General features: G+C 59.0%; 11 protein-coding genes and 1 pseudogene. 6 read left to right on the top strand and 6 right to left on the bottom strand.

The window, feature by feature from the left end:
• Positions 1–89 precede the first annotated feature (89 nt).
• From AC1DVH_RS20035 to AC1DVH_RS20050, 4 genes are all read left to right on the top strand, one after another.
• Positions 90–1142 carry a Gfo/Idh/MocA family protein gene (locus AC1DVH_RS20035; protein ID WP_477755268.1) on the top strand — a complete coding sequence of 351 codons (1053 nt, stop codon included), beginning with the start codon at positions 90–92 and terminating at the stop codon, positions 1140–1142.
• A gap of 156 nt (positions 1143–1298) precedes the next feature.
• Positions 1299–2225: a sugar ABC transporter substrate-binding protein gene (locus tag AC1DVH_RS20040; RefSeq protein WP_007994285.1), complete on the top strand. Its 927-nt coding sequence runs from the start codon at positions 1299–1301 to the stop codon at positions 2223–2225.
• A gap of 70 nt (positions 2226–2295) precedes the next feature.
• Positions 2296–3861 (top strand): sugar ABC transporter ATP-binding protein, encoded by a 1566-nt coding sequence (locus AC1DVH_RS20045; RefSeq protein ID WP_477755269.1) that lies wholly within the window; start codon positions 2296–2298, stop codon positions 3859–3861.
• A 160-nt stretch (positions 3862–4021) separates the two neighbouring features.
• A complete protein-coding gene (locus AC1DVH_RS20050) occupies positions 4022–5044 on the top strand; it encodes an ABC transporter permease (protein ID WP_007986627.1) in 1023 nt (340 codons plus the stop codon).
• A gap of 53 nt (positions 5045–5097) precedes the next feature.
• Here AC1DVH_RS20050 and AC1DVH_RS20055 read toward each other — a convergent pair whose 3' ends face one another.
• From AC1DVH_RS20055 to AC1DVH_RS20065, 3 genes are read right to left on the bottom strand one after another with little or no spacing between them, the layout of a single operon-like run.
• Positions 5098–5583, bottom strand: coding sequence for a MaoC family dehydratase (locus AC1DVH_RS20055; protein WP_477755270.1), 486 nt, complete (start codon positions 5581–5583; stop codon positions 5098–5100).
• 13 nt (positions 5584–5596) lie between these two features.
• Positions 5597–6439 carry a 3-methyl-2-oxobutanoate hydroxymethyltransferase gene (gene panB, locus AC1DVH_RS20060; protein ID WP_477755271.1) on the bottom strand — a complete coding sequence of 281 codons (843 nt, stop codon included), beginning with the start codon at positions 6437–6439 and terminating at the stop codon, positions 5597–5599.
• Between the two features lie 25 nt (positions 6440–6464).
• Entirely contained in the window at positions 6465–7082 is a 618-nt protein-coding gene (locus tag AC1DVH_RS20065) for a LysE family translocator (RefSeq protein ID WP_477755272.1), read from the bottom strand.
• A gap of 185 nt (positions 7083–7267) precedes the next feature.
• On the opposite strand from AC1DVH_RS20065, the gene AC1DVH_RS20070 reads away from it, so the two are divergent.
• On the top strand, positions 7268–7720 hold the full coding sequence (locus AC1DVH_RS20070; RefSeq protein WP_151213024.1) for an Lrp/AsnC family transcriptional regulator: 453 nt from the start codon (positions 7268–7270) through the stop codon (positions 7718–7720).
• Between the two features lie 114 nt (positions 7721–7834).
• On the opposite strand, the gene AC1DVH_RS20075 is transcribed toward AC1DVH_RS20070, so the two are convergent.
• The 3 genes from AC1DVH_RS20075 to AC1DVH_RS20085 all read right to left on the bottom strand — a co-directional run bounded on the left by AC1DVH_RS20075 (position 7835) and on the right by AC1DVH_RS20085 (position 10668).
• Complete coding sequence (locus AC1DVH_RS20075) at positions 7835–8761, bottom strand: sugar ABC transporter substrate-binding protein (protein WP_477755273.1); 927 nt, start codon at positions 8759–8761, stop codon at positions 7835–7837.
• Positions 8762–8860: 99 nt separating this feature from the next.
• Positions 8861–9649 carry a TIM barrel protein gene (locus AC1DVH_RS20080; protein ID WP_477755274.1) on the bottom strand — a complete coding sequence of 263 codons (789 nt, stop codon included), beginning with the start codon at positions 9647–9649 and terminating at the stop codon, positions 8861–8863.
• Positions 9646–10668 carry a Gfo/Idh/MocA family oxidoreductase gene (locus AC1DVH_RS20085; protein ID WP_477755275.1) on the bottom strand — a complete coding sequence of 341 codons (1023 nt, stop codon included), beginning with the start codon at positions 10666–10668 and terminating at the stop codon, positions 9646–9648. The genes AC1DVH_RS20080 and AC1DVH_RS20085 overlap by 4 nt, the downstream gene beginning before the upstream one ends.
• Before the next feature lie 211 nt (positions 10669–10879).
• Between AC1DVH_RS20085 and AC1DVH_RS20090 the strand changes: the two are divergent.
• Positions 10880–11303: pseudogene (locus AC1DVH_RS20090) on the top strand (AAA family ATPase); the annotation flags it as partial.

The following is an 11303-nucleotide window of genomic DNA, read 5'->3' on the forward strand; positions in this document are numbered from 1 at the left end:
CTTGTTTCTAAAAGCCAAATCAAAATCAAAAGATCGCAGCCTTCGGCAGCTYCTACATGGGGTGCATAACAATAAGAAGGAGTTGATTCATGCGCATCGGACTCGTCGGATACGGCCATGGCGGCCGGTTTTTCCATGCTCCACTGATCAGCAGTTTGCCGGGTGCAACCTTCGTCGGTGTGGTTACCCGTTCAACGGAGCGGCGCCAGTTACTGGCGGTAGAACACCCCGGCGTGCCGGCCTTCGACAGCATCGGCCAGATGGTGGAAGCGGGGATCGATGTATTGGTGGTGTCGACACCACTCAAGGGCCGTCCGGCACTGGTGCTCGACGGCATCGAACACGGCGTGGCGGTGGTCAGCGACAAGCCGTTCGCTGCCGATGCGCAACAGGCGCAAACCCTGATCACCATGGCCGAGCGCCAGGGTGTGCGGCTCAGCGTCTATCAGAACCGGCGCTGGGACTCGGACTTCCTCACGGTGCGCAAACTCATCGAGTCCGGGGCGCTGGGCCAGGTCACCCGTTTTGAATCGCGGATTGAGCGCTATTCGCCACAGTCGGTGAACAACGGCAGTGGCGGTGGTTTCCTGCGGGATCTGGGCAGCCATCTGGTGGATCAGGCGTTGTTGTTGTTCGGTCCGGTGACGCGGGTCTACGCCGAACTGGATTATCTGGAGAAAGACCAGACGTTCGATAACGGCTTCTTTATGTCCCTGACCCACGCTAGCGGTGTGACCTCGCACCTGGGGGGCAGTTGCCTGCAGAACACCCCCGGCCCGCGCTTTCGGGTGACCGGAACTCAGGGTTGCTACAGCGTCGATGGCCTGGACGGGCAGGAGGCGTCGGCGCTCGCCGGGCTCACACCGAAATCCGAAGGTGAACGCTGGGGCGTGGAAGAGCATCGCCGCTGGGGCTGGTTCGAACAGGGCGAAGTACGCGAAAGAGTTCCTTCCGAGCGTGGTTGCTGGAATCAGTTCTATTTACAGCTGCAAGCCGCATTGCAGAGCGGTGGCCCACTGCCTGTGGAGGCCCGTGATGCACTGGCGACCACCCGCGTGCTAGACGCTGCGCGGCTGAGTTTCGAGCGCCATCAAGTGGTGCAATTGAGCCCGTTCGAGAGTCATGGAACAAAATCAGAATAAAATTCTAAAATGAGTTGATATAGAAAATATTTTCCAATAAAGTCATTTCCAGCGAGCTGCCTCGCACCCGGTTCCAACTCTTTTCCCGCTTGTCCGCTTACTGAAATCGTCACGCCTTATCCATAAAACCAACAAAAATGTGGAGAAAGACTTTTCATGAAGACCAAGATCCGTTTCGCCTCACTCGCCTTGTCCCTGATGTTCGCCAGCGGCGCTGCACTCGCTGACATGAAGATCGGCGTCAGCATGTCGCAGTTCGATGACACCTGGCTGACCTACCTGCGTGAGTCCATGGACACCAAAGCCAAGTCCTATCCCGATGGCGTCAAGCTGCAGTTCGAAGACGCGCGCAGCGACGTGGTCCGGCAGTTGAGCCAGGTAGAAAGCTTCATCAGTCAGAAGGTCGACGCCATCGTGGTCAATCCGGTGGATACCGCCGCGACCAAAAAAATCACCGAATCGGCGGTCAAGGCCGGCATTCCGCTGGTGTACGTCAACCGCCGTCCCGATGACCTGAACCTGCCCAAAGGCGTGGTCACTGTCGCCTCCAACGATCTGGAGGCCGGTCAGATGCAGATGCAATACCTGGCCGACAAAATGGGCGGCAAGGGCGACATCGTGATTCTGCTGGGCGACCTGGCGAACAACTCCACCACCAACCGTACCAAGGGCGTCAAAGAGGTGCTGGCCAAGTACCCGAACATCAAGATCGAGCAAGAGCAAACCGGCATCTGGTTGAGGGACAAGGGCATGACCCTGGTCAACGACTGGCTGACCCAGGGCCGCAAGTTCGACGCGGTCGTCTCCAACAACGACGAGATGGCCATTGGCGCCGCGATGGCTCTGCAACAGGCCGGAGTTGAAAAGGGCAGCATCCTGATCGCCGGTGTCGACGGTACGCCTGACGGTTTGAACGCAGTGAAGAAGGGCTCTCTGGTCGTCTCGGTGTTCCAGGACGCCAAGGGTCAGGCCGACGGTTCGATCGAGACGGCAGTGAAAATGGCAAAAAACGAGCCGGTCGAGCCGGCCGTGTGGGTGCCGTATCGCTTGATCACGCTACAAAACGTTGACCAGTTCAAATAGTCCGTCCGTTCAATAACAACAATAAACACGCAAGGTGGCAACCGCGACCTTGCTGATGGAGTACCTGATCATGTTCGCTTCAGCGACTGCTTCGAGCACCCCTTTGAAGGGTGTCCAGCCAACTGCAATACCTGTCGATGAGCCGTACCTGCTGGAGATCATCAACGTCAGCAAGGGTTTTCCCGGTGTGGTGGCGTTGTCCGATGTGCAACTGCGGGTGCGCCCCGGTTCCGTGCTGGCCTTGATGGGCGAAAACGGCGCCGGCAAATCCACCCTGATGAAAATCATCGCCGGTATCTACCAGCCGGACGCCGGCGAACTGCGCCTGCGGGGCAAGCCGGTGGTGTTTGAAACGCCACTGGCGGCGCTGCAGGCCGGGATCGCGATGATCCACCAGGAACTTAACTTGATGCCGCACATGAGCATCGCCGAAAACATCTGGATCGGTCGTGAGCAGCTCAACGGCTTCCACATGATCGACCACCGGGAAATGCACCGCTGCACGGCGAAACTGCTGGAGCGCCTGCGGATCAACCTTGACCCCGAAGAGCAGGTCGGCAATCTGAGCATCGCCGAACGGCAGATGGTCGAGATCGCCAAGGCGGTGTCTTACGATTCCGACATCCTGATCATGGACGAACCGACCTCGGCCATCACCGACAAGGAAGTCGCCCACCTGTTTTCGATCATTGCCGACCTGAAAAGCCAGGGCAAAGGCATCATCTACATCACCCACAAAATGAACGAAGTGTTCGCTATCGCCGATGAAGTGGCGGTGTTCCGCGATGGCGCCTACATAGGCCTGCAGCGGGCCGACAGCATGGACGGCGACAGCCTGATTTCAATGATGGTCGGGCGTGAACTGAGCCAGTTGTTCCCGGTACGCGAGACGCCGATCGGCGATCTGCTGCTGTCGGTGCGCGACCTCAAGCTCGATGGCATTTTCAAGGACGTGTCCTTCGATCTGCATGCCGGCGAGATCCTCGGCATTGCCGGGTTGATGGGCTCGGGGCGGACCAACGTCGCCGAGGCGATCTTTGGCATCACCCCGAGCGACGGTGGCGAGATTCGCCTCGACGGTGAAGAGGTGCGCATTACCGATCCGCACATGGCCATCGAGAAGGGCTTCGCCCTGTTGACCGAGGATCGCAAGCTCAGCGGCCTGTTCCCGTGCCTGTCGGTACTGGAAAACATGGAGATGGCAGTGCTGCCGCATTACGTCGGCAACGGCTTTATCCAGCAGAAAGCGTTGCGCGCCTTGTGCGAGGACATGTGCAAAAAGCTGCGTGTGAAAACACCGTCACTGGAGCAGTGCATCGACACGCTGTCCGGCGGCAATCAGCAGAAAGCCTTGTTGGCGCGCTGGCTGATGACCAATCCACGAATCCTGATTCTCGACGAGCCGACCCGCGGTATCGATGTCGGCGCCAAGGCCGAGATTTACCGGCTCATTTCCTACCTCGCCAGCGAAGGCATGGCGGTGATCATGATTTCCTCGGAGCTGCCGGAAGTGCTCGGCATGAGCGACCGGGTGATGGTCATGCACGAGGGCGACCTGATGGGCACCCTCGATCGCAGCGAAGCGACTCAGGAACGAGTGATGCAACTGGCCTCGGGCATGTCCCAGTGTCATTAAATCAAAGGTGAGCACGGTTCCTGTGGCGAGGGAGCTTGCTCCCGCTGGGCTGCGAAGCGGCCCCAATGTCTCGGACTTACCGTAGAACTGGCGAGCGCTGCGCACTCGAGCGGGAGCAAGCTCCCTCGCCACACTGATTTCATTTGAAGGGTGAGTGGTTATGAACGCGATACTGGAAAACAAACCGGCAACGGCACCGGTCAAGAGTCGCCGGCGCTTTCCGACTGAACTGAGTATTTTCCTGGTGCTGATTGGCATCGGCCTGGTGTTCGAGGTATTCGGCTGGATCGTGCGCGACCAGAGCTTCCTGATGAACTCCCAACGGCTGGTATTGATGATCCTGCAAGTGTCGATCATTGGCCTGCTGGCCATCGGCGTGACCCAGGTGATCATCACCACCGGCATTGACCTCTCATCTGGCTCGGTGCTGGCGTTGTCGGCGATGATTGCCGCCAGCCTGGCCCAGACCTCGGACTTCGCCCGTGCGGTATTCCCGTCGCTGACTGACTTGCCGGTGTGGATTCCAGTGATTGTCGGGCTCGGTGTCGGGCTGCTGGCGGGGGCAATCAACGGCAGCATCATTGCCATTACCGGGATTCCACCGTTCATTGCCACCTTGGGCATGATGGTCTCGGCCCGTGGCCTGGCGCGTTACTACACCGAAGGCCAGCCGGTGAGCATGCTATCGGACTCCTACACGGCCATCGGTCACGGCGCGATGCCGGTGATCATTTTTCTGGTGGTGGCGGTGATCTTCCATATCGCGCTGCGCTACACCAAGTACGGTAAATACACCTACGCCATCGGCGGCAACATGCAGGCGGCGCGTACGTCCGGTATCAACGTCAAACGCCATCTGGTCATCGTCTACAGCATCGCCGGGTTGCTGGCGGGACTGGCGGGCGTGGTGGCTTCGGCCCGTGCCGCCACCGGGCAGGCCGGGATGGGCATGTCCTATGAACTGGATGCGATTGCCGCCGCGGTCATTGGCGGTACCAGCCTGGCGGGCGGGGTGGGGCGCATCACCGGCACGGTCATCGGTGCACTGATCCTCGGGGTGATGGCCAGCGGGTTCACTTTCGTCGGGGTCGATGCCTACATCCAGGACATCATCAAAGGCTTGATCATCGTGGTCGCGGTGGTCATCGACCAATACCGCAACAAGCGCAAACTCAAGCGCTGAATTTGACTGCAAAAACAGCGAGGGCCAGTTCTGGCTCTCGCTTCGCAATACCATCAACCGGCGGATCCGGCAGCACCGTTGGTGGGATCTCCGTCAGCAATCATCTGTTTGAGGCATTCACGTTCTTCAGTTCCGGGTAGCACACCAGTCGTCGTCGCCTCCAGCACTGTGATTCCCTCTGCGTTGAGTATCCTGACTTCGGCTGTTGCGTGACCGCGTTCATCGATGTCAGCGATGAGCCAATGGCAGGTGATCTGTTCTCCCGCATACACCGGTCGTTTGAACGCGAAACTCATCCCCGTTGCCAGCCAACCGATTTGCCCGCCAATTTCGGTGACGAGGCTGGCTGTCAGAAGACCGTGGGCGATGGGCTCCTTGAACCTTCGAATTACGGCGTAGCGCGCATCGCAGTGAACCGGATTGTAGTCTCGGGAAATCTGCGCGAATTGACGAATATCGTCATCTGAAAAGCAGCGTACTATCGTGAACCGGTCTCCGACCTGTAGGCCTTCGGCAGCACGTTCTCTTGGGCTCTTCATAACGATTCCCTGGTTAAAAAGTATGTTCGGGGCCAGGAAATGTTCCTGCTTCCACCTCAAGTGCAAAGTCCCTTGCCGCGGTGCGAAGTACCGAGCGAAGGTCGGCGTACTGTTTGACGAATCGTGGCATGCGGCCAGTGCGTAGTCCGGCCATGTCCTGCCAGACCAGAACCTGAGCGTCGCACTGGTTACCCGCGCCAATCCCGACGGTCGGAATTGAAATCGCTTCGGTGATCGCTCGACCTGCATCACCCGGCACCATCTCGATTAAGATAGCGAATGCGCCCGCTGCTTCTAACGCTTTGGCACTGTCTATCAGGCGCTRCGCATCCTCGCCACGGCCCTGGACGCGATAGCCACCCAGTTGATGTTCCATCTGTGGTGTGAAGCCTATATGCGCCATGACGGGTATGCCTGCGCTGACGAGCTTCTCGATCTGAGGCAGCACCTCGATCCCGCCCTCCAGTTTGACCGCATGCGCACCGGCTTCTTTCATGAAACGGACGGATGTGTGAAAGCATTGTTCCGCCGAGGCCTGGTAAGAGCCGAAAGGAAGATCCGCAATCACCAGCGCCCGCCGTGTCGAACGGGTGACCGCGCGAACCAGGGGGATAAGTTCGTCAACGGTGACCGAAAGCGTGGACTCATTGCCGTAGACATTATTAGAGGCTGAATCGCCCACCAGCAGCACAGGTATTCCGGCTTCTTCAAAAATGGCTGCGCTGTACATGTCGTACGCGGTGAGCATCGCCCATTTTTGACCCCGCACTTTCATCTGTTTCAGATGCGGGATTCGCACGCGTGTCGCCGGTTGGGCTGGAGGGGCGCTGCCATAGGGTGGAGGTTGGTCACTCATTGTGGTTGTCTCGCTGAAAAATGGATTAACCCGACATCTGCTCGGTGAGCAGAACGACCGCGATGATGATCATGGCCGCTCCAGAGAAACGACTGACCCACTGAGCGGCGGCTGGGCGTGCCTGGAGAACGGCCTGTGAGCCAAATCCAACCAGCAGATAGATAACGCCACAACTGACGGTGTGGACGAGCCCCAACGCAATCATCTGCATTGGGACAGACCAGGTAGCGGTTGCGTCGGTGAATTGTGGCAATAGCGCCAGGAACAGCAGGAACACTTTCGGGTTCAGCCCGCTGACGCAAAGCCCCTTGATCGCCCAGCGTTTCCAGGAGCCCGACACCTGGATGTCGTCAGCATGTGGTGTGGAGGGACGGGCAAGCATGTTGATGCCTAACCAGAAAAGATAAGCCGCCCCGGCAACCGTAAGCACCGTCAAGACAACGGGGTGGCTGGCGACCAGCGCGCCAACACCCGCGGCAACAATCACGGTTGCCATCAAATGGCCGGATAAAAGCCCGCCCACAGCGGGCAAGATGACCCGGCCCTTCAAACCCGCCGAAATCGTGTACGCCCAATCTGGACCGGGCGTGATGACGAACAGAATCGACACCGCCCAGAAAGCAACAAAAATATTGAAGGTCATGGCGCCAGGCACTCCCGTTGATGACACACCGCTCTCTGCATCGTCCCGCTCCGCGAATCACAGGCCGCCTCATCTTTGGTCAAGGGAGTGCGGCGTTAATGGTGAGGGGAAGAATAATGAAATGTTGTTAGAATTAATTTTCAAAAATAATCGTTAATAAGAGCTGATAGGGGAGATTCTTCTAAATGGACAGGATTGATCGAAAGATTCTTTCTGAGCTGCAAAAGGATGGTCGCCTTTCGGTCACTGAACTCGCTGAGCGAGTGGGGCTGAGCCTTTCCCCTTGTCATCGGCGAGTACGGGCACTGGAAGAGTCGGGTGTGTTGCTTGGCTACAGAGCACAGCTGGACCCAGGCGCACTCGGCCTGAATTTTTCAGCGATGGTGTTTGCCACGCTTCGTGAGGGAGACAGGCAAGCTGTCGAGGCTTTCGAGACGGCGCTCGTCGAGATCCCGCAAGTGGTCGATGCCCAGAGGTTATTCGGGGAGCCGGACTATCTGCTGCACGTCATCACTCAGGATTTGCCAGCCTTCCAGCAGCTATACGATGAGAGCCTTTCGACCTTGCCCAACGTACAACGGTTGACCTCGACCCTCGTTATGAAACGGGTCGTTCAGGATAGGCCGCTTCCTTTGTGATGGCGTGGCAAGCCCTGCGGTTTGGTCTTTCGATTTCGCACAACGCTGTTCACCCAACGAAAAACGCCGCTGATTCCCGATTGGGATAGCGGCGTCAACGGTTAGCGTTGGGCGCTATTTGTAATGTTTCTCATAGACGGCAACCTGCTCCGGCGTGATCAGTTGGAAGGGCACCCAGACATCCGTCTCGACCGGCTCACCCTTGATCATTTTGATGGCCGCTTGCAGCGCGGTGGCCGCCTGGGCCTTGGGGTCTTGAAAGACCGAGGCCACCAGCATCCCGCGCCTGATCGCCGCCAGGCCGTCGGGCAGGCCGTCGATGCCGACAATCGCAATCTCGCCTTTGGTTTTGCCGGCCTGCTGCAGTGCCATGGCGGCGCCGATGGCCATCTCGTCATTGTTGGCGACGATGGCATCAAAACTCGTACCGGCCAGCAGCCAGTTGCTGGTCAGGTCCATGCCTTTGTTGCGCTGCCATTCGGCGCTTTGCTGTTCGACAATCGTGATCCCGGGATAGTCCTTGAGCACCTGTTTGACGCCTTCGGTGCGGTCGTGCGTGGAGTTTTGCGCGAGGTCGCCCATGATGATCGCGAGGGTGCCTTTACCTCCCAGTTTTTCGGCCAGGTAGCGCATTTGCAGTTGCCCGGCCTCAATGTCGTTCGACGCCACGGTGACCACGCCTTTGGGCAAGACGCGTTCGTCCGGGTGACGATTGACGTAGACCAATGGTGTCTGCGCTTCGACGGCGGCGCGGGTCATGTTGGCAGTGGCGGCGGTGTCCACGGGCAAGACGATGACCGCATCGACTTTCTGGTTGAGAAAGCCCTGGACCTGATTGAGCTGGCGAACCACATCGCCCTGGGCGTCCTCGAACTGGATCTGGATGTTGTCCTTTTTGGCAGCTTCCTCCAGGCCGCTGCGCACATAGGTCATGAAGTTGTCGTCGACCCTGGCGATGCTGACACCGATGCGATAGCTGGCGGCGGCCCATTGGCTGAAGACGAGTAGCAGCGTGGCAAAAAGTAGTGTGCAGCGACGCATGATGGTTTTCCTTTTGTTGTTATAAGTCGACATTCATCAAATCAAGAGTAAGGGCTGCTGGCGCGCGCAGAATCAACGTCCGGGCGCGCCGCAGGCTCCTCAATCCAGCGTGAACGCTTGCCGGAAACGTTCGAGTGCCGCTTCGCTGTCGCCGCTGGCCCAGCCCTCAAGCCCGACGACACCGGTGTATCCCATACGGAACAAGGCTTTGGCAATGGCCGGGTAATGGATTTCGCCGGTGCCCGGTTCCATGCGCCCTGGGACGTCAGCGACCTGGATTTCGCCGATGGCGCTGCCGGCGCGCTGGATCAGTTCGATCAGGTTCCCTTCGCCAATCTGCGCATGGTAAAGGTCCAGGTTCATCTTCAGATGAGGGCTGCCCACGGCCTCGATCAGCGCCAGGGTATCGTCGGCGCGAGCGAACGGCGTGCCGGGGTGATCCACCTCGGTATTGAGGTTTTCCAGCAGGAACACCCGGCCGGCGTTTTCGCCCAGGCGAGCGATTTTCTCCAGGGTCTTGCAGGCACTCAACCACATGCGTCCGGTGGTGTGAGCCACGGGTTTGACTGGCAAGCCTTGATCGCCCAGACCCGTGCCATGCAGGTTTAGGCTCGGACAATTCAATTGGGCGGCAACGGCCAGCGATTCCCGTGCGCTGTCGAGCAGGTGCCGGATGTCCTCGGAGTCGGTCAAATTGCCCGAGATGTAGCCGGTCATGGAGGTGAAGTCAGCGCCGGTGGCGACCAGGGCGGGAATGTCTTTGCTCGTCCAGCCCCAGATTTCGGCACTGAAGCCCAGTTCATGAATGCGTTTGACCCGTTCGGTGAACGGCAGGTCGAGGAACACCATTTCGGCGCTGATCGCCAGTTTGAACGGAGTGAAACTCATGGCCGGCCTCCTTGTACACGCACTGCTTTGCCCTGCTGGAAGGACTCGATACAGGCGCGGGCAATGGCCAGTGCGGCTTTCGCATCTTCGCCGCTCGCCAGTGGTTTTTCGCCGCTGCGCAGGCAGTCGACAAAGTGATTGAGCTCGGCCACGTAGGCATCACGCAACAGGTCGGTGTCCATACGCTGGGTGTCTGCCTGGATGCCAGCGGCCAGGTAGCGAACCAGGTCAGAGTCATTGACGCTGCCCATGCTCAGCATGCCGGCGCTGCCGAACACTTCGCCCCGAACGTCGTAGCCATACACCGCCTGGAAATTCGCCTCGGCGGTGGCGATGGCGCCGTTGTCGAAACGGATCGTGACCACGGCTGTGTCGAGCAAACCCTTGTCCTTGAAGTCCGGAGCGATCAGGGCATCGGCCATGACAAACACCTCAACCGCTTCGGCGCCGGGATTGAGGTAGCGCAGGGTATCGAAGTCATGGATCAGGGTTTCGAGGAAAATCACCCACTGCGGCGAGGCGGCGGGATTGTTCAGGGCCGGATCGCGTGTCAGCGAGCGCAGCAGTTGCGGTGTACCGATACGTCCGGCGACCACGTCCAGGTGAGCCGCCCGGAAGCTTTTGGCAAAGCGACGGTTGAAGCCGACCTGCAGCGTCACTCGCGCATCGGCAGCCGCAGCGATGGCGCGATCGGCTTCGTCCAGGGTAATGGCCATGGGTTTTTCACAAAACACCCCTTTGCCGGCCCGTGCTGCACTAATCACCAATTCGGCATGGCTGCGGGCTGGGGCAGCGATCAACACGCCGTCGATTTCCGGGTCATCGAGCAATTGCTGTGGATCGGTGTAGACCCGCTGTACACCCAACTCTGYGGCGAGGCGTGCGGCCTGGCCAGGTGTCGGGTCGGCGATGGCGGCCAGGCAGGCACCGGGAATGTGCCGGGCCGCGGTCTGACCGTGGAAGCTGCCCATGCGGCCGGCGCCGATGAGACCCAGGCGGATGATTTTGGATGCACTCATGAAATGACTCCCTTTTATTGTTGTTCAACGACTCGACAGCAGGAATGTCCTCGCTGGTACAAAGCAGAGAGCAAGGGCTGTGCCAATATTTAACTAATTGATTTATAAGGGTTTAATAATATGAATTTGAATTAAGTGTTCATTCTGATGACATGTCTATACTGGCATGTCGAAAATATGAACATAGGGATGCAGAGTGAACCCACCGCCGATGGCCTTTAGCGCGCAAGACCTCGATTACATCGCCGCAATCGGGCCGGCGTCGTTGAGCGAAGGACCGATCGCAGAGCTGGAACAGGCCTGGCTGGCGTGTCTGAGGGGGAGTATCGATCGTCCTGCCGGGGTCCGGCAGGTGATTTGGGACTCCTGGCTGCGCAGCGTCAGTGCTGGCCTCAACCCTGAGGATGGTGCGTACCGGTTTGTCGCCCCCGCCGATCTGGCCGCGACGCTGGCAGCCAATCGCGCGTTGATCGCAGCGGCAGCGGAGGTCATGCGCGGATTGCTGGCGTACAACCCCAGGGGTCATATCAATCTGACCGATGCCCAAGGAACGATGCTGTATTCCTGCGGCCTCGATCTCACGCCGGTGGGCAGCCAACTGCTGGAGTCGGTGCAGGGCACCAACTGCACAGGGC

It is taken from the genome of Pseudomonas sp. P4_C3, from assembly GCF_056402075.1.

What these genes read in the sequence shown, in the direction of transcription:
- AC1DVH_RS20070 (WP_151213024.1), top strand. Translation starts at nt 7,268, where the DNA reads ATGGACAGGATTGATCGAAAGATTCTTTCTGAGCTGCAAAAGGATGGT.
- AC1DVH_RS20045 (WP_477755269.1), top strand. Translation starts at nt 2,296, where the DNA reads ATGTTCGCTTCAGCGACTGCTTCGAGCACCCCTTTGAAGGGTGTCCAG.
- AC1DVH_RS20065 (WP_477755272.1), bottom strand. Translation starts at nt 7,082, where the DNA reads ATGACCTTCAATATTTTTGTTGCTTTCTGGGCGGTGTCGATTCTGTTC.
- AC1DVH_RS20040 (WP_007994285.1), top strand. Translation starts at nt 1,299, where the DNA reads ATGAAGACCAAGATCCGTTTCGCCTCACTCGCCTTGTCCCTGATGTTC.
- AC1DVH_RS20080 (WP_477755274.1), bottom strand. Translation starts at nt 9,649, where the DNA reads ATGAGTTTCACTCCGTTCAAACTGGCGATCAGCGCCGAAATGGTGTTC.
- AC1DVH_RS20050 (WP_007986627.1), top strand. Translation starts at nt 4,022, where the DNA reads ATGAACGCGATACTGGAAAACAAACCGGCAACGGCACCGGTCAAGAGT.
- AC1DVH_RS20075 (WP_477755273.1), bottom strand. Translation starts at nt 8,761, where the DNA reads ATGCGTCGCTGCACACTACTTTTTGCCACGCTGCTACTCGTCTTCAGC.
- AC1DVH_RS20035 (WP_477755268.1), top strand. Translation starts at nt 90, where the DNA reads ATGCGCATCGGACTCGTCGGATACGGCCATGGCGGCCGGTTTTTCCAT.
- AC1DVH_RS20055 (WP_477755270.1), bottom strand. Translation starts at nt 5,583, where the DNA reads ATGAAGAGCCCAAGAGAACGTGCTGCCGAAGGCCTACAGGTCGGAGAC.